This window comes from Amycolatopsis sp. NPDC049868, from assembly GCF_044461365.1.
Classification (GTDB): Bacteria; Actinomycetota; Actinomycetes; order Mycobacteriales; family Pseudonocardiaceae; genus Amycolatopsis.
Genome location: NZ_JBITKV010000009.1, coordinates 230,534 through 253,347 on the forward strand (window position 1 = coordinate 230,534; position 22,814 = coordinate 253,347).

General features: G+C 69.0%; 21 protein-coding genes. 10 read left to right on the forward strand and 11 right to left on the reverse strand.

Annotated features, from left to right (window positions below; translation table 11 throughout):
• Positions 1-84 precede the first annotated feature (84 nt).
• Both ACIBTM_RS31915 and ACIBTM_RS31920 read left to right on the forward strand, forming a co-directional pair.
• Positions 85-873, forward strand: coding sequence for a hypothetical protein (locus tag ACIBTM_RS31915; RefSeq protein WP_395880860.1), 789 nt, complete (start codon positions 85-87; stop codon positions 871-873).
• Positions 870-2,537 (forward strand): serine/threonine-protein kinase, encoded by a 1,668-nt coding sequence (locus ACIBTM_RS31920; RefSeq protein ID WP_395880861.1) that lies wholly within the window; start codon positions 870-872, stop codon positions 2,535-2,537. Before ACIBTM_RS31915 ends, ACIBTM_RS31920 begins: the two co-directional genes overlap by 4 nt.
• An 18-nt stretch (positions 2,538-2,555) precedes the next feature.
• On the opposite strand, the gene ACIBTM_RS31925 is transcribed toward ACIBTM_RS31920, so the two are convergent.
• Entirely contained in the window at positions 2,556-3,359 is an 804-nt protein-coding gene (locus ACIBTM_RS31925) for a DUF2382 domain-containing protein (RefSeq protein WP_395880862.1), read from the reverse strand.
• Positions 3,360-3,728: 369 nt separating this feature from the next.
• On the opposite strand from ACIBTM_RS31925, the gene ACIBTM_RS31930 reads away from it, so the two are divergent.
• The gene (locus ACIBTM_RS31930; protein ID WP_395880863.1) at positions 3,729-5,330 is read left to right on the forward strand and encodes an ABC-F family ATP-binding cassette domain-containing protein; all 1,602 of its coding nucleotides are present in this window, start codon (positions 3,729-3,731) and stop codon (positions 5,328-5,330) included.
• Between the two features lie 4 nt (positions 5,331-5,334).
• On the opposite strand, the gene ACIBTM_RS31935 is transcribed toward ACIBTM_RS31930, so the two are convergent.
• The 3 genes from ACIBTM_RS31935 to ACIBTM_RS31945 all read right to left on the reverse strand — a co-directional run bounded on the left by ACIBTM_RS31935 (position 5,335) and on the right by ACIBTM_RS31945 (position 9,581).
• Positions 5,335-6,156 carry a class I SAM-dependent methyltransferase gene (locus ACIBTM_RS31935; RefSeq protein WP_395880864.1) on the reverse strand — a complete coding sequence of 274 codons (822 nt, stop codon included), beginning with the start codon at positions 6,154-6,156 and terminating at the stop codon, positions 5,335-5,337.
• A 677-nt stretch (positions 6,157-6,833) separates the two neighbouring features.
• Positions 6,834-7,847, reverse strand: coding sequence for a YdcF family protein (locus tag ACIBTM_RS31940; protein ID WP_395880865.1), 1,014 nt, complete (start codon positions 7,845-7,847; stop codon positions 6,834-6,836).
• A 114-nt stretch (positions 7,848-7,961) separates the two neighbouring features.
• Positions 7,962-9,581: an ABC-F family ATP-binding cassette domain-containing protein gene (locus ACIBTM_RS31945; RefSeq protein WP_395880866.1), complete on the reverse strand. Its 1,620-nt coding sequence runs from the start codon at positions 9,579-9,581 to the stop codon at positions 7,962-7,964.
• 63 nt (positions 9,582-9,644) lie between these two features.
• On the opposite strand from ACIBTM_RS31945, the gene ACIBTM_RS31950 reads away from it, so the two are divergent.
• Positions 9,645-10,001, forward strand: coding sequence for a DUF6412 domain-containing protein (locus tag ACIBTM_RS31950; RefSeq protein WP_395880867.1), 357 nt, complete (start codon positions 9,645-9,647; stop codon positions 9,999-10,001).
• Positions 10,002-10,070: 69 nt separating this feature from the next.
• The gene (gene yidC, locus ACIBTM_RS31955) at positions 10,071-10,847 is read left to right on the forward strand and encodes a membrane protein insertase YidC (RefSeq protein WP_395880868.1); all 777 of its coding nucleotides are present in this window, start codon (positions 10,071-10,073) and stop codon (positions 10,845-10,847) included.
• Here the strand turns inward: yidC and ACIBTM_RS31960 are convergent.
• Positions 10,837-11,484 (reverse strand): GPP34 family phosphoprotein, encoded by a 648-nt coding sequence (locus ACIBTM_RS31960; RefSeq protein ID WP_395880869.1) that lies wholly within the window; start codon positions 11,482-11,484, stop codon positions 10,837-10,839. The genes yidC and ACIBTM_RS31960 overlap by 11 nt on opposite strands.
• A gap of 51 nt (positions 11,485-11,535) precedes the next feature.
• Between ACIBTM_RS31960 and ACIBTM_RS31965 the strand changes: the two genes are divergently transcribed.
• Entirely contained in the window at positions 11,536-12,099 is a 564-nt protein-coding gene (locus ACIBTM_RS31965; protein ID WP_395880870.1) for a hypothetical protein, read from the forward strand.
• Positions 12,100-12,162: 63 nt separating this feature from the next.
• Here the strand turns inward: ACIBTM_RS31965 and ACIBTM_RS31970 are convergent, their stop codons facing one another.
• Entirely contained in the window at positions 12,163-14,511 is a 2,349-nt protein-coding gene (locus ACIBTM_RS31970; protein WP_395880871.1) for an excinuclease ABC subunit UvrA, read from the reverse strand.
• 57 nt (positions 14,512-14,568) lie between these two features.
• On the opposite strand from ACIBTM_RS31970, the gene ACIBTM_RS31975 reads away from it, so the two are divergent.
• A complete protein-coding gene (locus ACIBTM_RS31975) occupies positions 14,569-15,534 on the forward strand; it encodes a helix-turn-helix transcriptional regulator (protein WP_395880872.1) in 966 nt (321 codons plus the stop codon).
• Positions 15,535-15,599: 65 nt separating this feature from the next.
• Here the strand turns inward: ACIBTM_RS31975 and ACIBTM_RS31980 are convergent, their stop codons facing one another.
• The gene (locus tag ACIBTM_RS31980; protein ID WP_395880873.1) at positions 15,600-16,436 is read right to left on the reverse strand and encodes a hypothetical protein; all 837 of its coding nucleotides are present in this window, start codon (positions 16,434-16,436) and stop codon (positions 15,600-15,602) included.
• 190 nt (positions 16,437-16,626) lie between these two features.
• Here ACIBTM_RS31980 and ACIBTM_RS31985 point away from each other — a divergent pair, with 190 nt between their 5' ends.
• The 3 genes from ACIBTM_RS31985 to ACIBTM_RS31995 are packed head-to-tail and all read left to right on the forward strand — an operon-like array spanning position 16,627 to position 19,209.
• Positions 16,627-18,087, forward strand: coding sequence for an MFS transporter (locus tag ACIBTM_RS31985; RefSeq protein WP_395880994.1), 1,461 nt, complete (start codon positions 16,627-16,629; stop codon positions 18,085-18,087).
• The gene (locus ACIBTM_RS31990) at positions 18,084-18,722 is read left to right on the forward strand and encodes an ester cyclase (protein WP_395880874.1); all 639 of its coding nucleotides are present in this window, start codon (positions 18,084-18,086) and stop codon (positions 18,720-18,722) included. The genes ACIBTM_RS31985 and ACIBTM_RS31990 overlap by 4 nt, the downstream gene beginning before the upstream one ends.
• A 34-nt stretch (positions 18,723-18,756) precedes the next feature.
• Positions 18,757-19,209 carry a nitroreductase/quinone reductase family protein gene (locus ACIBTM_RS31995; protein WP_395880875.1) on the forward strand — a complete coding sequence of 151 codons (453 nt, stop codon included), beginning with the start codon at positions 18,757-18,759 and terminating at the stop codon, positions 19,207-19,209.
• 45 nt (positions 19,210-19,254) lie between these two features.
• On the opposite strand, the gene ACIBTM_RS32000 is transcribed toward ACIBTM_RS31995, so the two are convergent.
• From ACIBTM_RS32000 to rfbA, 4 genes are all read right to left on the reverse strand, one after another.
• On the reverse strand, positions 19,255-20,259 hold the full coding sequence (locus ACIBTM_RS32000) for an NAD-dependent epimerase/dehydratase family protein (RefSeq protein WP_395880876.1): 1,005 nt from the start codon (positions 20,257-20,259) through the stop codon (positions 19,255-19,257).
• Positions 20,256-21,365: a DegT/DnrJ/EryC1/StrS family aminotransferase gene (locus tag ACIBTM_RS32005; RefSeq protein WP_395880877.1), complete on the reverse strand. Its 1,110-nt coding sequence runs from the start codon at positions 21,363-21,365 to the stop codon at positions 20,256-20,258. Before ACIBTM_RS32005 ends, ACIBTM_RS32000 begins: the two co-directional genes overlap by 4 nt.
• A gap of 88 nt (positions 21,366-21,453) precedes the next feature.
• The gene (locus ACIBTM_RS32010; RefSeq protein ID WP_395880878.1) at positions 21,454-21,915 is read right to left on the reverse strand and encodes a hypothetical protein; all 462 of its coding nucleotides are present in this window, start codon (positions 21,913-21,915) and stop codon (positions 21,454-21,456) included.
• Positions 21,912-22,814 carry a glucose-1-phosphate thymidylyltransferase RfbA gene (gene rfbA, locus ACIBTM_RS32015; RefSeq protein WP_395880879.1) on the reverse strand — a complete coding sequence of 301 codons (903 nt, stop codon included), beginning with the start codon at positions 22,812-22,814 and terminating at the stop codon, positions 21,912-21,914. Before rfbA ends, ACIBTM_RS32010 begins: the two co-directional genes overlap by 4 nt.

Genomic DNA, 22,814 nt, shown 5'->3' on the forward strand with positions numbered 1-22,814 from the left:
ATACGCATTGGGACGTCCCTCTCCGGTAAGTACTCGCTGTAGCATTCCGGACCAGTCGGCCAAGGAAAACAGGGGATGCGCAAAATGGGACGTGTCATCGCGGCAGGGGTTGCGTTGGGGCTGTGCGCGGTCCTCCTCGGCTCGTCGCCGGCCAATGCGGACGATGTCGCCCGTGGCAAGCTCGACCTGGCGGTCACCCTCGGCGACCGGCCGATCGCCAACGCCACGGTCATGATCGACCCGGCGAAACAGGTCGAACTCACCGTCACGGCCACCAACAGCGGAGGGACCGCTCTCAAGGTCCGCAGCGTGCGGGTGTCCGGTGTGGCGCTGGCGCTGACCTTCTTCGCCTACGACACCACGGCGCCGTTCGAGGTCCCCGCGCACAGCCGGGTCACCAGGACCTTCGTGCTGGACATGGCGGACCTGTCCGGTCAAGCGATCGGGCTGCTCCCGTCGACGGTCGAACTGCTCGACGCGCAGCGCGGCACGCTCGGCGAGGCGACCACCGTCGCGGACATCCGCGGTTCCTTCTGGTCCGTCTACGGCGCTTTCGGGCTCGCGATGCTCGTGCTCACCGTGCTGGCGTGGCTGACCGCCCTGCTCGCGCTGGCCCGCCATCGCCTTCCCCCCAACCGGTGGCGGCGCGGCCTGCGTTTCCTGCCGGCCGGATTCGGCACCGGGCTCGTCGCCGTCGTTTCGCTGTCGGTGCTGCGGCTCGTCCCACCGGAGCCGGCGATCGAGATCCCGGTGGTCCTCGGTGCCGCGGCGATCGCCTTCCTGCTCGGCTATCTGACCCCGCATCCCGCGCCGGGCCCCAGCGGCGACGAGACGGTCCGCTTTCCCGACGCCACCGAGGAATTCAACCGATGAGCGCACCCGCCGAGGTCGTCGCCGCGCTACCGCAGTACGAGATCGGGGCCGCGATCGGACAGGGCGGGATGGGGGTCGTCTTCGCCGGCGTCCACCGTTCGCTGCGCCGCGACGTCGCGATCAAACAGCTGCCGTGGGACGTGCTGAACCACGCCGTCAGCAGTGAACTGTTCGACCGCGAAGCGCGCGTGCTGGCCAGCCTCGACCATCCGCACATCGTGCCGGTGTACGACTACGTGCGCACCGGCCGTGAGCATCTGCTGGTGATGGAACGGCTCGACGGCGGCACGGTGCACAGCCGGTTCCACAGTGGTGAGATCGGCGGGGAGCAGGCCTGTGCGATCGGGCTCGCGATGCTCGCCGGGCTCCACGCGGCGCACGAGGCGGGCGTGCTGCATCTCGACGTCAAACCGAAGAACCTGCTCTTCACCACACAAGGCGTGATGAAGGTGGCCGACTTCGGCATCGCGAAGGTGATCAGCGAGGGCGCCACCCTGGTCACGCACGGCGGCGAAGTCCTCGGCACACCCGCCTACATCGCGCCCGAGCAGGCGATGGGCAACGCGCTGAGCCCGGCGGCGGACGTCTACTCGGCGGGCACGGTGCTCTACGAACTGCTGTCCGGGAAGCTGCCGTTCGACAACACCCGTGGCGCGATCAGCATGATGCGCCAGCACATGTTCACCGATCCGCGCCCGATCGACGGCGTGCCGTCACCGCTCGCCGGGGTCGTCATGCGCAGCCTCTCGCGCGAACTCGACTCGCGGTACCGCGACGCGGAGACCTTCGCCGCCGATCTCGCCTCCGCCGCCACAGCCGTGTACGGGCCGGGCTGGCTCGAACGCTCCCGTGTGCCGGTCCGGCACCTCACGCCGAGGGTGATCTCCGCGATCGGCGCGCCGGCGCCTGCCGGAGACGGCCCGACCCGGCCGGTCCGCCGCCCCGCACCGGATCCGACGCTGTCGGCGACCCGCGCGGATTTCCAGCCGGGGAAACAGCCCGGCACGGTGCTCTGGTTCCGGCTGGCCGCGGCGGTCGCCGCGATCGCGCTCGTGGTGCTCACCCTGCTCACGCCGGAACGGCTGCCGCACGAGGCCACGACGCTGAAGATCGACGGCGTCGCGGCCTCGTCGGCGCCCATCGATCTCAGCAAGACGTTCGCCGTGACGGGGGAGGGGAACCCGGAACAGGTGACTCTCGCTCTTGCCGCCGCTGGGATCCCGCTCGGTTCGGCGTCGGCGGCACCGAAACCCGAGGGCGAGGGCTTCCGTGCCGATCTCGCTTTTCCCGGGCTCACCCGGTGGATCGTCGGCGGCGCCGTCACCGCGACCCTGACGGCGGACGGTGTCCCGCGGACCTTCACCGTCGTCACCGAACAGCATCCGCTCGCGAGCGCGCTCGGCGCGGGCAGCCTGATCCTCGCCCTGTTCGCCCTGGCGTACTTGGAATCCGGGCTGCGGACCATCCGGAACGGACACCGCTGGCGGGGCGCGCTCGTCGGCGGGCCGGTCCTCGGCTTGCTGTTCGGCGCGACGGCGTGGCTGTGCGTCTCCGTGCTGAGAGTGCACGAGCCCGCGGTCCTGTTCGGCCTCGGTTGCTCGATCGCGGGTGCCGTCGCGACCGGTTTCCTGGTCGCGGCCGCCCGTGTCCGGCGCACGCGCTGACGCCCGGACCGCCCCGGGTCACGACTTGCGGTGCTTGCCCTCGTCGTCGGTGACCTCGAACTGTTCCTTGCGGACCTTGCCGGAGATCGTCTGGTCCTCGGTGACGGTCTCGGTCTTGAGCCTCGCCCGCTCGACCGCGACGGTTTCCTTGTTCACCACCGGTTTCTCGGCGTGCAGCACGACTTCCTGTTCGTCCTCGGCGATCTCGGCCCGCTCGCCGCCCGGCTTCGTGATCGGCTCCCGCTCGATCCGGACCTCCTCGTGACTGACCGGAACGGTGACCTGCTGCTCCTCGGTGACGACGTACTTGCGCAGCCGGACATGACCGGTCTCGACCTGCTCGGTGCCGACGTTCAGCCGTTCCTCGGAGCGCGTCATGGCGGGTTCGGTGTCCCGGTCCCGCTTGCCGGTGTCCGCGCGTGTGCCTGGGTCCATGCCGGCCTTGCCCCGACCGGTGTCGCCCCGGCCTTGCGTCCGGTCGTCCATCCGGCCGTCCGGGGACGTCCTCGGCATCGGCAGCCCATAATGCCGGTACAGCTGCGCGCTCTCCTCCGCGGACAGGTGGCCGTCGGCCTCGATACGGGGCGCGTCGGTGACCGCGTCCTTGTCGACGCGGACGTGCACGCCTTCCTTGTCCGCATGCGCTCCCGAGAGCGGGACGAAACTCTCCTTGGTGCCGAACAGGCCCGTTTTGACGGTGATCCATTCCGGCTGACGCGTCGCGTCGGCGAGGTAGACGTTGCCCACCTTCCCGAGCTTGTTCCCGGTCGGGTCGACCACGGCACTGTCGATGAGTTCCTGCGGCTGCATGGTCTTCGCCATCGGTCCTGCTCCTCTCGAAAGATGCTGCTGAGAAGCCCACCGTCGGCCGGGCCGGTGATCATGGCAACCGTCGTGGTGCATCTGTGAGTGACCCCGGAAAGTGGTGGTTTGAAGCGCCACTCACGGGCTAGGTGCGGGACGTAGTCGCAGGTGGAAGCGGGTGTCCGGGTGGTGGCGAGCACGCCTGGGGGATGGCGCGAAGGTGTGGTTCCGAAAATCGGATGCGGCGCTTCCGTCCGTGTCCTACCCTCGTGAACGTGATGCAGCAACTGCTGTTCCTCTGAGGAACGACGCCTCCACCGGTACCGCGAGCCGCGGCACCGGAGTTCGTTCTTCCTGCTCATCACCTTCACCGGAGGCAGCTCCTTCATGTCATCCCCTCTTTCGCCCGCGCCTGTGCGCGCGGCGCACGTCCGCCTGTCCGGCGTCCACCTCTCCTTCGGGGGACGGCCCGTGCTCTCCGGCGTCGACCTCGTCGCCGCGGCCGGGGACCGGGTCGCCATCGTCGGAGAGAACGGTCGCGGCAAGACCACTCTTCTCCGGGTACTCGCCGGTGACCTGCCCGCGGATCGCGGCGAGGTGCACCGTTCGGGTTCGGCCGGTGTCGCCGACCAGCAGATCCCGCTCGGCGCGACCGACACCGTCGGCGCGCTGATCGACCTCGAACTGGCCGCCGTCCGCGACGCGCTGGCTCGCCTCGATGCCGCTACCGAGGCGCTCAGCGACGGCCGTCCGGGTGCGGACGAGGTTTTCGCCGCCGCGCTGGAACAGGCCGAAGCACTCGACGCGTGGGACGCCGACAGGCGCGTCGAAGTTTCCTTGGCTGCCTTGAACGCCGTGGACGACCGCGACCGTCCACTCGGGACACTCTCGGTCGGGCAGCGGCACCGGGTCCGGCTGGCCTGCCTGCTCGGCGCCGGCCATCCGGTCCTGCTGCTCGACGAGCCGACGAACCATCTCGACGCGGCCGGCCTCGAACACCTCACCGAGCGGTTGCGCGCCCACCCGGGCGTGGTCGTCCTGGTCAGCCATGACCGGGCGTTGCTCGCGGACGTCGCCACGACGGTGATCGACCTCGATCCGTCGAGCGACGGCAGGCCGCGCGTCCATGGCGGCGGGTACGCGAGTCATATCGAGGCCCGCCGAGCCGAACGCGCCCGCTGGGAGTCCGAGCACGCCGAGCAGATCGCCGAACGGCAACGGCTGGCCGACGACCTGTCCGCGGCGCGGAACCGGTTGCGTGACAACTGGCGGCCGCCCAAGGGCACCGGCAGGCATGTCCGTGCCACCCGTGCGCCCGGACTGGTCCGTGCGGTCCACCGGCGGCAGGAAGAACTGGCCGGGCACGTGGTGGCCGTCCCGCCGCCGCCCGCCCGGTTCTCCATGCCCGGCCTGCCGTCACACGGAGGCGCGGTCCTGCTCCGTGCCGCCGGGGTGACGGTGGCCGGGCGGCTCGCGCGTCCGGTCGACGTGGCGCTGGAAAGCGGCGACCGGCTGGTGATCACCGGCCCCAACGGAGCGGGCAAGTCGACGCTTCTGAGCGTGCTCGCCGGAGAACTGGAGCCGGATACGGGCACGGTCACGCGCTCCCGGTCGGCGCGGATCGGGCGGCTGGGCCAGGAGTCCGGCCTGCCGGGCAGGCGGACGGCGATGGAACTGTACGACGAACGGCTCGCCAGGACGGGGATCTCCGGTCCCGGGCTGGGCGAACTGGGCCTGCTCGGCGGTTACGACCGGCACCGGCCGGTGGCCGAACTGTCGGTCGGCGCCCGGCGGCGGCTGGATCTGGCGCTCGTGCTGGCCGGACGCCCGCACGTCGTGCTGCTGGACGAACCGACCAACCATCTGTCCGCCGCGCTCGTCGACGAGCTGACCGCCGCGCTCGAAACGACACCGGCCGCGGTGGTGATCGCGACGCACGACCGGCAGCTTTCGCGGGACACGGAGTCCTGGCCGAGGCTCGCGTTGTGAGCCGTCAACCGCGGTGGGCGAGGGTGTAGCGCACGGTCTGCGCCAGCACCACGCTCCCGTCGGGCTCGCGGAGCGGTTCGAGCTCCGCGAGCACGGCCTGGCGGACGGCGTCGAGACGGTTTTCCGGGATCAGCTCCCAGAACATCCGCTGGCCGTGCGACCAGGACCAGGTGATCCAGTGCCCGGGGTCGGCGAACTTCACCGGATAGACGCGTTCCACGGACGTGACACCGGTGAAGCCCGCCGACTCCACGGCCTGGCCGAAACCTTCGATGGTGGCGAACAGCCCCGCCCGGATGGCCAGCGTCCAGGCCAGCTCCGGCGGTACGAACGGCTTGAACACCTCACGTACGGCGGCCCACCGTGGATCGTCGGCCCCGAACGTGGTCACGCCCAGTCGGCCGGCGGGTGCGAGGAGGCGATGCCAAGACCGCAGCCCGGCGACCGGATCGGGCAGGAAGAACACCACGAACGACGCGAGGACCACGTCGAAGGCGCCGTCGGGCAGAGTCGGTTCTTGGGCGTCCATAAGGGAAACCGAGGCGTTGACGCCGCGCGCCTCGACATCCTTCGCGGTGCGCTCGACCATTTCCGCGGAAAGGTCGATCCCCAGCACCGATCCGCCCGCGCCGACCCGCTTGGCCGCCGGGAACAGTACCGCGCCCCGACCGCAACCGACGTCCAGCACCCGTTCACCGGGGACGAGCGCGACCCGGTCGAGCAGTTCTTCGGCGAACGCGCCGAAGAAGTCGACGCCGAGAGCGTCGTAGGTTTCCGCCGTCCGGTCGAACAGCCGCGCCATCGCCTGCCGGGTGTAAGCGCTCATGCGCAGGACGATGACCCGGCGAAAACGGTGTTGTCAAACGGAAGGAGGAGATTTGTCATGCGGGCTTGAGCGGTGATGCCTGGAATTCGGTCCGGTGTGTCAATTTCCTGTGGCGGCGTCTCGTGATTGGCGTTTCGGGCCAGAGCCAACGGTGCCTTAGGTACCTACTGGATTTGGGTGCGGCTTGATCGCGGGCCAGGTCCGTGAAGGCCCCCTTCCCTCGGCTGAGCCGAGGAAACTCGACCTTCACACCTTCCCGAGTACATGATGGCCCCCTTCCTTGCGCCTAAGTACAGGAAGGGGGCCTTCATGTACAAACCGGCTCGTGAGTGGCGTTTCGGGCCAGAGCCAACGGTGCCTTAGGTACCTACTGGATTTGGGTGCGGCTTGGTCGCGGGTCAGGTCCGTGAAGGCCTCCATGCCTACCCTGAAGGTAGTGAAGGAGGCCTTCACGGACACGATGATCGCCACACTCGACCCAGGTGCCCCCGGCAGCCACAGCGGTCACACGCGCCGCGCGTGAAGGACCCCTTGCCTCGGCTGAGCCGAGGAAACTCGACCTTCACACCTTCCCGAGTACATGATGGCCCCCTTCCTTACGCCTAAGTACAGGAAGGGGGCCTTCATGTACAACCCGGCTAGTGAGTGGCGTTTCGGGCCAGAACGACCGAAAATACTCAAGAGAAGGCGCGCGACACCTGCGAAAGCACGATGAGCCCGCACACCACCAGGTTCTTGTACTTGTGCTCCACCACGATGGCGACGAATTCGCGAATGGTGGCGCTCGGCCAGAAGTACCACGCCGTCGGCGACCCGATCACCTGGCCGTTCACCTTGGCGCGCCGGGCGATGAGAGCGGCGCGGAGCACGTGGAAGTTGTTCGTGACGACCGTGCATCGGTAGTCCGCCTTCCGCTGCTCCATGATCTCGGCGCTGAAGGTGAGGTTCTCGAAGGTCGTCCGCGACCGGTCCTCAAGCAGGATCCGCTCGCGTGGCACCCCGTTCTCGACCAGATAGCCGGCCATGGCGTGGGACTCGGGCAGGTCTTCGTCAGGTCCTTGCCCGCCCGAGGTGACCACCATCGGTTCCCCGCCGCGGCGGGCTTCGGCGTCGATCACGCGTCGCGCGCGGTTCAGGCGTCCGGCCAGCAGCGGCGGGACCCGGTGACCGTCCAGCAGCCCCGAACCCAGCACCACCACGAAGTCCACGCCCTTCTCGGTGCGGATGCGGCCGTAGACGATCGAGTACAGGAGGAAACAGACGAAGAGGAACGAGAAATAGACGACGAATCCGTTGAGGATTCCCCGCACGATGTCGAGGGGCTCCCAGGCCAGTTGCGTGACCGTCGCGTTGAAGACGATCAGCGCGCAGATGCCGATCCCGGTCAGCAGTGAAAGGACGTTGGCCGGCCTGCGTCCTTCCCGGCGGAGCATGGTGATCCCGTTGCAGATCAGGAAGACCGTGAGCGCGAGGACCGTCGGGATGATCAGCAGGATCACGCCGACCGCGACGAAACCCGCAGCCTCGGGCGACACCGAAGCGAGCAGCGCGATGAACGTCACGCCGAGGAAGAGGAGCGCGAAGAAGAGGTAGAAGCCGTTCCGCAACTTACGCCGGTCGCGAAGGAAGCTCACCAGGAACGCCGCGCAGCACAAGGCCGAGATGGCGAAGGGGACGGCAGCGGCCTCCACGGGGAACTCCAGCCTTGAAACGATGCGGGCACGCGGTGCGGCGGCATTCAAGCACACGGCGGGGCCGCTGGACGCACGTCCCGTTGGTGTGTCGCCTTTCCCGACCCGAGTGGGTCACCGTGCGCGTTGCACCGGCCGCTCGTCCCACACCGGTTCCGTCGTTTCCCGCACCTGCCCGTCCGAGCCGAACACGAGGTACCGATCGAAGGAGCGCGCGAACCACCGGTCGTGCGTCACCGCGACAGTGGTGCCTTCATACGCTTCCAGCGCTTGTTGCAGTGCTTCCGCCGAAGCGAGGTCGAGGTTGTCGGTCGGTTCGTCGAGCAGCAGGATGGTGGCGCCACCGATCTCCAGCAGCAGGATCTGGAACCGCGCCTGCTGGCCGCCGGACAGCTTCTCGAACCGCTGGTCGCCCTGCCCGTCGAGTTCGTAACGGCGCAGGATGTTCATCGCGGGCCCGCGGCTTCGCGCGTAGCCGGTCCAGAGGATGTCGACGAGCGTCTGCCCGAGCAGTTCGGGGTGGGCGTGTGTCTGCGCGAAGTGGCCGGGGACGACGCGGGCGCCGAGCTTCCACTGTCCGTCGTGCGCGACGTCCTCACCCGCCAGCAGCCGCAGGAAATGCGATTTGCCGGAGCCGTTCGAGCCGAGCACCGCGACCCGTTCGCCGTAGAAGACCTCCAGATCGAAGGGTTTCATCAGGCCGCTGAGTTCGAGTCCTTCGCAGGTGACGGCACGCACCCCGGTCCGGCCGCCGCGCAGGCGCATGGTGATCTTCTGTTCGCGCGGGGGAGCGGCAGGCGCTCCGGCCTCCTCGAATTTGCGCAGCCGCGTCTGCGCGGCGTGGTAGCGCGAGGCCATCTCGTCGCTGCGCGCGGCGTACTGGCGCATGTCGGCGACGAGTTTCTTGAGCTGGGCATGCTTTTCGTCCCACCGGCGACGGAGTTCCTCGAAGCGTTCGAACCGTTCCGTGCGCGCCTGATGATAGGTGTCGAAGCCGCCGCCGTGCACCCAGACGTCGCCGCCGGCAGGCCCTGGTTCGACGCTGATGATCTTCTTCGCCGCTCGTGCGAGGAGTTCCCGGTCGTGCGAAACGAACAGCACGGTCTTCTGGGTCTCACGCAGCCGCTCTTCCAGCCACTGCTTGCCGGGGACGTCGAGGTAGTTGTCCGGCTCGTCGAGCAGGAGGACGCCGGAACCGCCGAGGAGCAGCGCCTCCAGCACCAGCCGTTTCTGTTCGCCGCCGGACAGCGTGCGCACCTCGCGCCAGCGCGCCTTCTCGTACGGCAGGTTGAGCGCCGCCGTCGTGCACTTGTCCCACACGACTTCGGCTTCGTAACCGCGAACGTCGCCCCAGTCGCCGAGCGCCTGTGCGTACGCCATCTGGTTCGCTTCGTCGTCGCGTTCCATCAAGGCGAGTTCGGTCTCGTCGACGGCACGGGCGGCGGCGCGGAGCGCGTCCGGCGACACCGAGACGAGCAGGTCACGTACGGTCCGTTCGTCGCGTACCGACCCGACGAACTGGGGCATCACCCCGAGCCCGCCGCTGATGGTCACCGAGCCCTCGCTGGGGGAGAGTTCCCCCGAGATCAGCCGCAGCAAGGTCGTCTTGCCCGCCCCGTTGGCGCCGACGAGCGCGCAGACGCTGCCCTCCCCGATCCGGAACGAGACGTCGTCGAGCAGCAGCCGCCCGTCGGGCAGGTGGTACTCGACGTGCGCGACTTCCACGTGACCCATCTCGACAGCCTGCCCGCGCGCTCGGGAATCACGCAACGCAATATCTCCGGTAGTGTCGGTGACGTGGAGCGAACCTACTTCGGCGTGCGGCTCAAGCTGATGCTTGCGCTGTTCCTGCCCGAGTTGTTCGTCGTGCTCCCGGTCGTCGGCGGGATCAACCCCCTGAGCCTGGCCACCGCGCTGACGGCGTCGGTGGCGGTCGCCAACCCGCTCGGGCTGGCCGCCGCGCTGACCGCGTCCCTCGCCGCCGTCCTGCTCGCGCTCGCCGCGCATTTCCGCCTGGAACCGGCGGCCGCCGCGATGCGGGTGCGCGCCATCAGCCTGCGCGAACGCGCGCAGCTGTTCCTGAGCCTGCGCGATCCCGACGCGCGTGGCCGCGTCCGGCCAAGGGCTCCGTCACCGGGCATCGCGACTGCCTGACCTCTTCTCGTTCGAAGGTGAGGCAGTCACTCCTGCCCGCATACCTTCGACCGACGGAGTGACCTGGTCATGTTCGATGTCTTCCTGTACCCCGTTTCCGCCATTCTCTGGTTCTGGCACAAGGTTTTCGGTGCCGTGTCGAGCCCCGACTCGGGCGTCGCCTGGGTGCTGTCCATCGTGTTCCTCGTCTTCACACTGCGCCTCTTGCTGGTCAAACCCGCTCTCAGCGCGTTGCGCGCGGGCCGCCGCACGCAGGCGCTCGCCCCGCAGATACAGCGGATCAAGGAGAAGTACGGCAAGGATCGCCAGCGCATGGCGAAGGAGATCCAGAAGTTGCACACCGAGAACGGCGCCAGCCTGCTGGGCGGCTGCCTCCCCGCGTTGATCCAGCTCCCGGTGTTCCTGTCGCTGTACTGGGTTCTGCGCGATTTCAGCCCGGGGGCCACTTCGAACCACGTTTTCGACCAGGCCGGTGTGCGGTCGTTCCTGAACGCCGACCTGTTCGGCGCGAAGCTCGGCAACTGGCTTTCGCAACCCGCGGCGGAACTGGCCGCGTTCGGCACGGACCACGTCCACATGATCGCCGTCGGGGTGCCGCTGATGCTGATCGCGAGCCTGGCCACGTTCTTCTCGATGCGGTCGGGACTCGCGCGGCAGACCGCTCCGGAGACGGCCGGGATCACCAAGCTGATGATGTACCTGGCGCCGGTCGGGATGCTGGTCTCGGGATCGTTCTTCCCGGTGCCGATCGGGGTACTGCTGTACTTCCTGGCCACCAATGTGTGGACAGTGGGACAGCAGCATTTCCTCACCAAGGTCGTCGACCGGGAGGAGGCTAGCCGCTGACCGACCGGCGGGCCGCGACCGAGTACTGGACCGCCTTCCGCAATCCGGGCAGGACGGTGTCGACGTGCGCCGCGAGCGCCTTGATCGCGCTCCGGTTCGCACGGTTCTCCTTGGCGCTGAACACCGTGTGGACGTCGCCTTCGGCGGAGAGCATGGCGAGCACCGCGTCCTCGATCGGGACGGCGGCGGGATCTTGACCGTTCAGCACCACGTCGCGGACCCGTTCGCGGAGCCCTTGGACCTGCGGAGGGTCCGCCAGGGTGATGTCACGGACCGGGAAGATGCCCATCACCCGGTGTCTGCCGACCGTGATCGTCCCGTCCGTGGCGAGCTGGTCTCGGACGATGTCTTCGGCCTTGTGCCAATCGCGGTCGACGACGGCGTGCCAGCGCCGCGGTTTCGCTCCCGGAGCGTCTTCCAGCACCTTGGCGAGGAAGGGGTCCGCGGGGGCCAGACCCGCCGCGGCCGTGCGCTCGGCTTTTCCGCCGTGATCGGTGAGGAGGCCCGCGAGGATCAGATCGGCCACCGCGGCCGCGCGCAGGAGTGGACCCCGGACGACGGCACTGGTGGGGTCGAGCCTGTTCCTCTCGGTGTCGTAGCCGAGCAGGTACATCCGTTGCGGCAGAGACTGAGCCATCTCGTCCTCCCATCGGGACCGGTCCCGTCGGACAGCTTTACCCTCTGCTGGATGAAGAGCCAGACGACAGCGCGCATTCGAGTGACCGTGGTGCTCGCCGTCGGCTGCCTGCTCGCGGGCTGCGGCACGAATCCGCCGGAACCCGCGCCGTCCCCGGCGCCCCCGTCTCCGACCGGCCCGGATCCCGCGCTGGTCTCCTGGGCGGGCGGATACTGCGGCGCGGTCAAGGACATGCGGTTCATCGTCTACACCATGACCAAGGGGTACGACATCAAGACCGAGGCGGATCTGCCCAAGGCGGCGGACTCGCTGAAGAAGCTGGACACCGCGCTGACCGCGGCGATATCAGGGCTGGAGAAGCTCCCGCAGGTCGCTCCGCCCGCTCAGGACGCCAACAGACTGGCCGCGGGTGAGTTGGCGTTCTACCGGAAGCTCCACGGGGACGTGACCGAGTTCCGCGCCCTGCTGCCGCGAGGCGGGGTCGAATACGCCAAATCCGCCCTCACGCTGAGCGGAATCGATCTGGTTTCCCATGTGCCCGGGGTCAAGATCGGCGACGTGCCGGGCCTCGATCAGGCGATGAAGGCCGACAAGTCCTGCGAACTTGTCGGCTAGATCACGCGAAACAGGGCGAAGAACTGTTCGGTACCGGCGTGTCGGGCAAAGCCCGATGGGGAATCATCGCGCTCGTCCGGGAACTGTTCCCGGGCGGGTGGGTGTTCCCGGCGCCGTCCGGCGCCGGGAACGCGTTCGCAGATGACGTCCGGTGAGTGACGAGGAGTCCTCGGCCAACGCCGATGGCGTGCCCTCGAACACGACCGTCCCACCGTCGGCACCCGCACCCGGCCCGATGTCGATGACATGGTCGGCGTGCGCGATCACCCGCTGGTCGTGTTCGATCAGGACGAGGGTCGCCCCGCCATCGACGAGCTCGTCGAAGAGGGCGAGCAACCGATCGACGTCACTGCCGTGCAGTCCGGCGGTGGGCTCGTCGAGGATCAGGCGCAGTTCGTGCGCGGGGCCGGCGTCGGCGAGGTGCCGGGCGAGCAGCAGCCGTTGCCTTTCGCCGCCCGACAAGGTGTCGAGACTTTGCCCGATCGTCAGGTAGCCGAGCCCGACCCGGTCCAGCCAGCGTGACCGCTGCCCGATCGGGGATTGCTCACCGAACAGGGCGGCGGCGTCCGCCGGGTTCATCGCCAGCACGTCGGCGATGGTCCGGCCGTGTAGCCGCGCGGCGAGCGCGTCCGGGTTGAACCGGGTGCCGCCACAGGCGTCGCAGGCGGTCTGGACGTCGTCGAGGAAGGCCAGGTCGGTGATGATGACGCCCTTTCCCTTGCAGACCGGGCAGGCCCCGCGGCCGTTGGCGCTGAACCACGACGGATGTCTCCCCGTGGCCTTCCCGAAGGTTTCGCGGATGGGCTCGGCGATACCGAGCACCGTGGCGGGGGTGGACCGGATGCCACCGCGCAGCGGGGCCTGTTCGACGACGACGAAATCGGGATGCCGCCGGGGGAGCTCGCCGGCGATCAGGGTGCTCTTGCCGGAGCCGGCGACACCCGAAACGACGGTCAGGACGCCGAGCGGCACGTCGACGGTGACGTCACGGAGGTTGTGGCTGTCGGCGCCCGAGATCGTCACGGCGCCTCGCGCGACGCGGGTCCGCTCCCGGAAGCTAAGCGGGACACCGAGGATCCGCCCGGTCTCGGTACCGGCCGTGAGGAGTTCGCCGGGGCCGCCCTCGAACTGGATACGTCCGCCGCCGTCGCCTCCGGCGGGCCCGAGGTCGATGACGTGGTCAGCGGCCGCGATGACCGCGGGATGGTGCTCGACCACGAGGATCGTGTTGTGCGCGTCGCGGAGCCTGGCCAGCAGTTCGAGAAGACGGTGCACGTCGTGCGGATGCAGGCCCGTGCTGGGTTCGTCGAACACATAACAGACGTCGCTGAGCGCGCTGCCGAGATGGCGGACGATCTTGACGCGCTGGGCTTCGCCGCCGGACAGCGTCCTCGACTCCCTCGACAGGCTGAGGTAGCCGAGACCGACGGAATCGAGCGCGTCGAGGCGTTCACGGATCGCCTGTACCAGCGGAGCCACCGACGGATCGCGCACGGCCGAGACGACGTCACGCAGCTCGCCGACCGGCATGGCGGACCAGTCCGCGATGGACCGCCCGTCGATCAGGCTTCCGCGCGCCGCCTCGGAAAGCCGGGTTCCCGCGCACTCCGGGCAGACGCCGCGGGTGACGACTCCGGCGAGTCCTTCCTGTTCCTCGGCCGTGAGGCGTGACGGCGTCTTGCGCAGGTACGAGTCCCGCAGGCGCGGGACGATGCCGTCGAAGAGGCCGTGCTTGGGGTAGTCGGGGCCGGGGTCGTCGAGGGGGAGCGCCTCGGCGTGCAGCAGGGTCTCGACCTTCGCCACCGGTAACCGTCCCAACGGGACATCGGGGTCGACGAGTCCGGAATGGACGAGCCGTTTCCAGCGGTAGGTCCCGGGGGCGAACGTCGGGAACCGCACGGCGCCGTCGCGCAGGCTTCGCGAGCGGTCGAGCAGCCGGTCGAGGTCGATGTCGTCGACCGTGCCGAGCCCTTCGCAGCGCGGGCACATCCCGGCCGGATCGTTGAACGAGTAGGCGGGTGAGAATCCGGCGCCCGGTTTTCCGAGGCGGGAGAACAGCAGGCGCAGCAGCGGCGCGATGTCGCTCGCCGTGCCCACGGTGGACCGCGCGTTGCCGGTGAACCGCCGCTGATCGACGATCGTGGTGAAGACCAGCCCGTCGATCCGGTCGACGTCGGCGGGCGGATGCTGGGGGAGCCGGTTCCGGACGAAGGCCGGATAGGTCCCGGTGACCAGGCGCTCGGCTTCGGCCGCGATGGTGTCGAACGCGAGCGACGACTTCCCGGACCCCGAAACGCCGGTGAACACCGTCAGCCGGTGCTTCGGCACTCGCACCGAGATGTCGCGGAGGTTGTGCGTTCGTGCTCCTTCCACGGTGATCCACCGGCCCCGGTCAGCTTGAGCTTTCGTCATGAACCGAGGCTACGATGAGATGTGGCCGGATTACGGCCACAACTATCGGGAGGCGTCGTGACGGCACCACGGGAACGGATGCTGCGGCTGCTGTCGCTCCTGCAATCCGGCCGGGCATGGCCCGCCGCCGAACTCGCGACGGCCATGGAAGTCCCGCCGCGCACCCTGCGCCGGGACATCGACCACCTTCGCGGTCTGGGTTATCCGGTGGAGAGCAGCCGCGGTCCGGGAGGCAACTACCGGCTGGTCGCGGGCACCGCGCTGCCGCCGCTCATGCTGGAGCACGACGAGGCGATCGCCACCGTGCTCGGCCTGCGGCTCGCCGCGGCGGGCGGAACCGGCGTGGACCTGACCGCCGAATCGGCCGACCGCGCCGCCGCGAAACTCCGGCGCGTCCTGCCGGCGGCACTGCGACGGCGGACCGACGAAATGCTCGCCGCCGTCGAATTCGGCGCCGGTGAACAGCCGCGGGTCGCCCAAGACGTCCTGAACGTCCTGGCCGCGGCGATCGCGGCCCGGCGATGCCTCGAATTCGCGTACACGGGTAAGGACGGCCCGTCGTCGCGGACGGTCGAGCCGATGCGGCTCGTCCAGCTCGGCAGGCGGTGGTACCTCTACGCCTGGGACCTCGGCAGGCGGGATTGGCGGAGCTTCCGGCTCGACCGGATCGGCGCGCCCAAGACGACCGAGGTGGCGTTCGAGCCGCGTGCGCTCCCCGTCGACGATGTCGCGGCTCATCTCCAGGAACGCTTCCAGAGCCCGAAATCACTCCGGATCACGCTGACCCTGGAGGTCGGCGCGCCTGAGGCCGCTGCCCGGCTTCACCGGGTCGACGGGAGTTTCGAGGCCCTTGGCGACCACAGGTGCCGGTATGTCGCGTACGTCGATTCGTTCGAGTGGCTGGCGGTCGTCCTGACGCTCACCGATATCGGGTTCACGGTGGAGGAACCGGCGGAATTCGGCGAGTACCTCGCGCGGACGGGGGAGCGGCTGCTGCGGGGGAGCGGCTTCCCCAGTACATGAAGGCCCCCATCCTTGCGTCTAGGTACAGGAAGGGGGCCTTCATGTACTGCGCCGGCACGCAAGCGTCATCTCTCGACAGCGGAAGCGGCCGCCTCGATCACCCCGTGCCGCAGCGGTGTCACCGGTTCGCCCACCAGGACGAGGATCGGCGGAGCCGTGCCGACCGGTGCGATCCGGTCGATCCGCCAGTGGTAGTCGGGTGCGGTGAGGTCGGCGGTCATGGCCGCGAGTTCTTCGGTGTCGTAGGTCCGCAGCGCCGAAACGACACCATCCCACGTGACGACAAGTGGCAGGACCGGCACCACCGTGCAGAGCACGCGTAGGGGGGTCGGACGTCGAAGCACGTGGGCCACCACCAGAACGGGTGCGAGCAGCGACGCCAGCAGGGAAGGCCATCGGCGCTCCGACGACTCCGCGACGCACAACGGCGCGCGACGGGCGAACGCGTCCGAAAGCACCGCGCGGGCGGTGGCGGGCGAAAAGTGGTGGAACGCGGTGAAGATCGTCCGGATGCCGTCTTGGGCTTCCGGTACGGCGGTCGCATCGACCGGTTGCGCGGCCACCCGGGTCTGCCCGTCGCCGATGCGTTCGCACGCCGCCCGAAGCGCCCGGCGGTTCGGGTACTTGTCGGTGAAGACCAGTTCCACCGAGCCGACTTCGTCTTGAAGATCGGGTTTGAGGTGGACCCAAGGACCGGATGCCCCCGAGCAGAGATCGACGATCCGCCGGTGCCCGGTTCTCCGGATCAGGGTGGCGAGAACCGGCGTCACCGGGGCGTAGAACTTGTGCCGCAGGATCAGCGCTTCCTGAAGGAAATCGGTGGTCAGGTCCCGTAGCCACGACGGAAACCAGGGGAGGTCCTCGAATTCGAACAGGTGCAGTCGGCGGACGACGGAACGCATGGGCTTCCTCTCGGCGTGCCGGGACTCGTGGCCGGACGTTCGCAGGTATCGCTCAAGCGGATGTCGAGGCGCGGCTCAGCAATAAACCTTCCTCCAGCAAGTATCTTCCTGTGGTAAGTTAAATCGTGATTCGCCGCGACCGGGTTCCGGCCGAGGCTGACCACTTTCCGGGGAGAAACCCTTGTCCGACGTGCCCGTCCACTCCGACAGAACCACCGCACTGGACCCGAGACGCTGGATCGCCGCGGCATTCGTTCTCGTCGCGGTGGCCATGGACATCCTGGACACGACGATCGTGATCATCGCGCTGCCCGACATGGAGAAAGATCTTGGAACGGGCAGTGCCGCGCTGCAATGGATCACCGCGTCCTACACGCTGACCTTCGCCCTGACCCTGATCACCGCCGGTCGGGTGGGTGACCGCTTCGGCCGCCGGAAGGCGACGCGGATCGGGATCACCGGTTTCATCATCGCGTCGGCGATCTGTGCGCTGGCGCCGACGGTGGAGGTCCTGATCGTCGGCCGCGTGCTGCAGGCCATGGCCGGATCACTGATTCTGACCCAGGCGCTTTCCGTGTTCCAGGTCGAGTTCTCCGCCGAGGAGCGGCCGAAGGTGCTGGGAATGTTCGGTGCGGTCCTTGGCTCGGCCGCCGTGCTGGGGCCGATCCTCGGAGGTTTCCTCGTCGCGGCCGATCTGGCCGGATTGGGCTGGCGGACCATTTTCTGGATCAACGTGCCGATCGGCGTCATCACGCTGTTCGGTGTGTCGCGCTATCTGCGCGAGTCGCGGTCTTCCCGGCCGGCGGCGCTGGATCCGGCGGGCCTCGCGTTGCTGACCGTCGCGCTGCTCATGCTGCTGTTCCCGTTGGTCCAGGGCCGTGAACTCGGCTGGCCCTGGTGGAGCATCGCCCTGATCGTCGCCGCGATCCCGCTGCTCCTGGTGTTCGTCCGTTCGCAGATCCGGCTCGAGCGGCGCGGCGAGGTCCCACTCGTCCTGCCGAGACTATGGCTGGACAGGTCGTTCGTCGGTGGCTTGGGGATCGTCCTGGCTTTCCTCGCGGCCTTCATGAGCATGTTCTTCGTCCTGAACTACTACCTCCAGGTCGGACTCGGGTTCAGCCCGCTGGACTCGGGTTTCGCGCTGGTTCCCAGCGCGGTCGCCACGGTCGTGTTCTCCCTGCTTTCGACGCCGCTGGTACGCCGGTTCGGACCCTGGGTGCTGACCGCGGGTTCGGTGGCCGGTGCCGTCGGACTGCTGACGCTGATCGTGACTGTCCATTCCGGCGGAGCCGACCTGAAGGCACTGTGGATCGCTCCCGCGATGGTCATCGTCGGCACCGGGATGGGGCTGGTGACCGCCCCGGTCATCGACGTCGTCCTCGCGCGGGTTTCCCCGGACGACGCCGGTTCCGCCTCCGGTGTGCTGAACACCGTCGAGCAGCTCGGCGCGGCCGTCGGTGTCGCCACCGTGGGCACGGTGTTCTTCGGGACCGCCGGTTCGGCCGCCCGGCCGGAAGACCAGCAGATGCTTGCCGACGCGCTGGGCGTCGCGCTCTGGGTCAACATCGCGCTGATGCTCGTCAGCGCCGGACTTTCCCTGCTGCTGCCACGAAAAGCCCGCGTGACCGTCGAAAAGGAGGTTCCGGCGTGACCGGATCGCCGTGCGAGCCGGAGCGGTCCGGCGGCGCACCGTACCGCCGCGACAAAGCCGACATCGCCCGTGCCCAGGCCATCCTGGACGTCATGCGCGACGGTGATCTCGCCGACCTCGCGGGGATCGTGCACCCCCGCGGCGTGAACATCGAGGCCGCCTTGGAGCCGGTCGCGTGCCGTGTACCGGGGCCCGCCGGTTTCCACGCGACGGCGGTTCTGCTCCGGCATGCCTTCGAAGGCCTGAGCTGGAGCGTCAACACCGCCGTCGCCGGTGACGACACGCTCGTCACACACGCGACGATGTCCGGCAGGCACGTCGGTGTGCTCTACGACTACGACCACTCCGGACAGGTGACCGGCGCGTTCCCGCCCACCGGCCGAACCTTCTCCGCGACTCAGACACATTGGTTCCGGTTCCTCGACGACCTCGTCATCGAGCACTGGGCCAACCGTGACGACCTGCGCATGGCAACGCAATTGGGCTGGCTCCCGCCGCGGCCCGCCTACGTCGTGCGCATGCTGGTGGCGACCGCGCGGGCGCGGCGCGTGCAACGACAGGGCCAGGAGCCAGTGCTGCGCGACCAGCCCGCGTCCTCTCCGGGGAACGGTCCGAAGCCGGGCGTCCGTGGCTGACCAAGCGCTACCGCACGACAATGGAGGGCGTTCCGTGTCCGACCGTACGCATCTGGCAGGACTGCCGCGCTGGCTCAAGCCGGTGAACAAGCTGTTCGTGTTCCTGCAGCGCCGGGGACTCGGGGTCAGCGGCCTGGCGGTGCTGACCATCCCCGGCCGCCGATCCGGCAACCCGGTGTCCAACCCCGTCACCCCGATGACCGTCGACGGGAACACCTATCTGGTCGGCTTTCCCGGCACCAGCTGGGTGTCCAATGCCCGTGCGAATCCGGAGCGGGCCCGGCTTGCCAGGGGACGGCGGGACGACGCCGTCACCCTCGTCGAGATCCCGGTCGAGGAGCGGGCACCGATCCTGCGCGAGTTCCCCCGCCAGGTGCCGGTGGGAACGAAGATGATGGTCCGCGCCGGTCACGTTCCGGAAGGCACGCCGGAGGACTTCGTCGCGATCGCGGAGCGCTGTGCGGTGTTCCGGGTCGACTCCCGTTGAGAAAACCCCCGCCTCGCCCACATCCGGGCGAGGCAGGGGAACGGTTCAGTCCGCGACGAGGCCGGGCCGGCGGTGACGGACTTCGTGTTCGACGGTCTCGCGCAGGCCTTCCGCCAGGCCGATGGCCGGTGCCCATCCGGTCGCTTCCCGGAAGGCCGTCGAAAGGACCGCGATGCCGCGGAGGTCTTCGGCGGTCGCGTAATCAGGCGCGGGCACTTGGTCCACGCTGACGGCGGGAGAACCGGTCACGGTCGCCGTCACGGCCGAAATACGGGAGAACAGCTCGCCCAAGGTGATCGGGGTGTCGCCACCGATCACCCAAGCTCGGTCGCCACCGGGCGCGTGGAGCGCACGAACGATCGCGGTCGCGGCGTCCCGGACATGCAGCAGATCGCGGGTGACCCGGCCGTCGTTCCACATCGTCAAGGGAAGGCCGTCGATCGCGCGGCGCACCATCGCCGCCACCACCCCGCCGCCGGGAGAGCAACCGGGCGCGGCGGGCGGGCCGTAGAGCGTGGGGAGCCGCAAGGGGACCGGGTGGAGGACCCCCCGCCGTCCCGCGTCGAACAGCAGCCGTTCGTCCCGGCACTTGCCGCGGTCGTAGGCGGTCTCCGGCCGGTCCGGCTCCGTCCCGTCCACCAGCACCGACGCTCGTGCGCCGACCTGGGTGACCGACCCCGCCCACACGACGGGTACCGCCCTGGGGCTGCGGGACAACGCGTCGACCACCGTGGTCAGCACCTCGTCGGCCGGCCCCTCGCGGTCTGTCGTCCCCTCCGCGGTACGCCAGCCCCGCCCGCCCGTCGCGTCGATGTCCGCCACGAGATGCACGACCGCGGTCGCGTCCGTCAACGCGGCGGCCGCGGCGCCGAACTTGCCGAGGTCCGCCGTGACGACCTCGACGGCGGCGCCGGGTGGTACGGGCGCCGGGCGCCGTGACACCACCCGGAGCGGACCGACACCCGCGGCCAGCAACGCGCGGACCACATGGGAGCCGACGAATCCGGAGGCGCCCAGCACCACCACCGGACCGGCGCCGTCGGCGATCACACCGACGCCAGTGCCCGGAGCAGTGTGTCGATCACACGGTCCTGCAGGCTCGCGGGCAGGCTCGGATACATCGGCAGTGAGAAGATCTCCGTGGCGAGGTCCTCGGTCACCGGCAGCGAGCCGGGAGCCACGCCGAGACGGGCGAACCCGCGCATGGTGTGCACCGGCCACGGATAGCTGATGTTGAGGTGGATGTCGTCCGCGCGCAGCTTCTGCAGCAGCTCGTCCCGTCGCGGATGCCGGACGACGTAGACGTAGTAGACGTGTTCGTTGCCCTCGGCGGTGGCGGGCAAGACGAGATCGGTACCGGCGAGCGCATCCCGATAGCGGGCGGCGATCGCCCGGCGGGCGTCGGTGTAGTCGTTCAGACGACGCAGCTTGCGGCGCAGGATCTCGGCTTGTACCGCGTCGAGCCTGCTGTTGTGGGCGGGCGTCGACTCGGTGTGGTAGACGTCGTCCATTCCGTAGTAGCGGAGACGCCGTAGGTTGCGGTCCACGTCGGCCGAATCCGTCAGCACCGCGCCGCCGTCGCCGTAGGCGCCGAGAACCTTGGTCGGATAGAAGGAGAACGCCGCGGCTTCGCCGAAGGTCCCGGCGAGCGCGCCGTGCTGCCGTGCGCCGTGTGCCTGGGCGCAGTCCTCCAGTATCGCCAGGTCGTACCGCTTCGCGAGTCGTGACAACGGTTCCATCGCGACACATTGTCCGTAAAGGTGCACCGGCACGATGCATCTCGTACGCGGGGTGATGGCCGCCTCGACCGCATCGACGTCCATCAGGAAGTCTTCGGCCCGGACATCGACGAAGCGCGGTACGGCACCCATGGCGTCGATGGCGACGACGGTCGGTGCCGCGGTGTTGGACACGGTGAGGACTTCGTCGCCGGGCTGGATGCCGATCGCTTCGAGACCGAGTTCGATCGCGTTCGTCCCGTTGTCGACCCCGACACAGTGGTTTCGGCCGTGGTAGCGGGCGAATTCGGCTTCGAACCCTTCGACGCTCGGGCCGAAGACCAATTGGCCAGAGCCGAACACGGTCTCCACGGCGTCGAGGATGTCGGCGCGCTCGTCCGCGTATTCGGGTAGATAGTCCCAAACTCGGGTGGGCATGTGGATTCCTTTCATGGCCTGTTGGCGGAGTCGAGGTTTTGTCCGGAAAGTGGCCATAGGCGTGAACCCGCCCGGCCGAAGCGGACACTCAGACGACGATCAGGGCGGCCGCGGTGTTCGTCGCGGCGGCGGTCAGGGCCGCGGAGACACGGGTGAGGTGCCAGCCGCGCCATCGGGCACGCAGCGGTGGCAGGCTCGACGGGTCCGGCCCGGCCGCGATCGTGTCGTTGATCCGGTGCAGCACCACCGCCGAGATCGTGAGCAGCGCGAGCAATCCGGTCGCGCCCGCCGCGTGCAGGACCACGGCCAGGGCCTGGTCGGAGACGGCGAGGAACACGGACACCACGCTCGCCGCGATTGCCGCGACGGTCAGGATCGGCATGACCGTGTCCATTCTCCGGAGCACGAACGTGTTGGTGTCCGGATAGCGATCATCGGGCTCGCGCATCAGCAGCGGCAGCAGTACCAGCAGTGCGACCGTGAGTGCCCCGCCGACCCCCGCCGACAACACGGCGGCCAGCACCGGCACCCACGTCCAGGAGGCGGTCACATCGCCTCCAAGACGGCGCGTTCGTCGTCGAGAAAGGAGTGGGCGACCTGGATGACGTAGCGGCCGTAGGCGGAGTTGTAGAGTTCGTGCCCCATTTCGAGACAGGCCTCCGGGCCGATGAATCCTTGCCGCAGTGCGATTTCCTCGAGACAGGCGATCCGCACTCCCTGGCGTCGCTCCAGCGTTTGGACGAACTGGGACGCCTCGAGCAGGGATTCGTGCGTGCCGGTGTCGAGCCAGGCGTACCCGCGGCCCAGCGGGACGATCGACGCCCGCCCGGCCTCCAGGTAGATCCGGTTCACGTCGGTGATCTCGAGCTCGCCGCGCGCCGACGGCCGGAGTCCGCGCGCGATCTCGACCACCAGGGAGTCGTAGAAGTAGAGGCCGGTCACGGCGAGCCGGGACCGGGGGTTCGGCGGCTTCTCTTCCAGCGTGAGCAACCGGCCGTCGTCGTCGACCTCGGCGACCCCGTAGCGCCGGGGATCGTCGACCTCGTAGCCGACGAGCGCGGCGCCGTCGAGATCGCGTACGCAGCGGGCGAGGACATCGGACAAGCCGCTGCCGTGGAACAGGTTGTCGCCGAGAACCAGCGCGACACGCTGTCCGCCGACGAAGTCCGCCCCGATCCGGAAGGCGTCGGCCAGCCCCCGCGGCACATCCTGCGTCGCATAATCCAGTCGCAGGCCCAGCCGCGACCCGTCACCGAAGAGACGGCGGAAGGCGGGGAGATCGTCGGATGAGCAGATCAGCAGGATTTCGCGGATACCCGCCAGCATGAGGACCGACAACGGGTAGTAGACCATCGGCTTGTCGTAGACCGGCAGGAGTTGTTTGCATGCCGCCGAGGTGGCCGGGCGCAGCCGGCTTCCCGCCCCGCCCGCCAGTACGATTCCCCGCAC

Coding starts and splice junctions, on each gene's coding strand:
- ACIBTM_RS31915 (WP_395880860.1), top strand. CDS start 85: ATGGGACGTGTCATCGCGGCAGGGGTTGCGTTGGGGCTGTGCGCGGTC.
- ACIBTM_RS31920 (WP_395880861.1), top strand. CDS start 870: ATGAGCGCACCCGCCGAGGTCGTCGCCGCGCTACCGCAGTACGAGATC.
- ACIBTM_RS31925 (WP_395880862.1), bottom strand. CDS start 3,359: ATGGCGAAGACCATGCAGCCGCAGGAACTCATCGACAGTGCCGTGGTC.
- ACIBTM_RS31930 (WP_395880863.1), top strand. CDS start 3,729: ATGTCATCCCCTCTTTCGCCCGCGCCTGTGCGCGCGGCGCACGTCCGC.
- ACIBTM_RS31935 (WP_395880864.1), bottom strand. CDS start 6,156: ATGAGCGCTTACACCCGGCAGGCGATGGCGCGGCTGTTCGACCGGACG.
- ACIBTM_RS31945 (WP_395880866.1), bottom strand. CDS start 9,581: ATGGGTCACGTGGAAGTCGCGCACGTCGAGTACCACCTGCCCGACGGG.
- yidC (WP_395880868.1), top strand. CDS start 10,071: ATGTTCGATGTCTTCCTGTACCCCGTTTCCGCCATTCTCTGGTTCTGG.
- ACIBTM_RS31960 (WP_395880869.1), bottom strand. CDS start 11,484: ATGGCTCAGTCTCTGCCGCAACGGATGTACCTGCTCGGCTACGACACC.
- ACIBTM_RS31965 (WP_395880870.1), top strand. CDS start 11,536: ATGAAGAGCCAGACGACAGCGCGCATTCGAGTGACCGTGGTGCTCGCC.
- ACIBTM_RS31970 (WP_395880871.1), bottom strand. CDS start 14,511: ATGACGAAAGCTCAAGCTGACCGGGGCCGGTGGATCACCGTGGAAGGA.
- ACIBTM_RS31980 (WP_395880873.1), bottom strand. CDS start 16,436: ATGCGTTCCGTCGTCCGCCGACTGCACCTGTTCGAATTCGAGGACCTC.
- ACIBTM_RS32005 (WP_395880877.1), bottom strand. CDS start 21,365: ATGCCCACCCGAGTTTGGGACTATCTACCCGAATACGCGGACGAGCGC.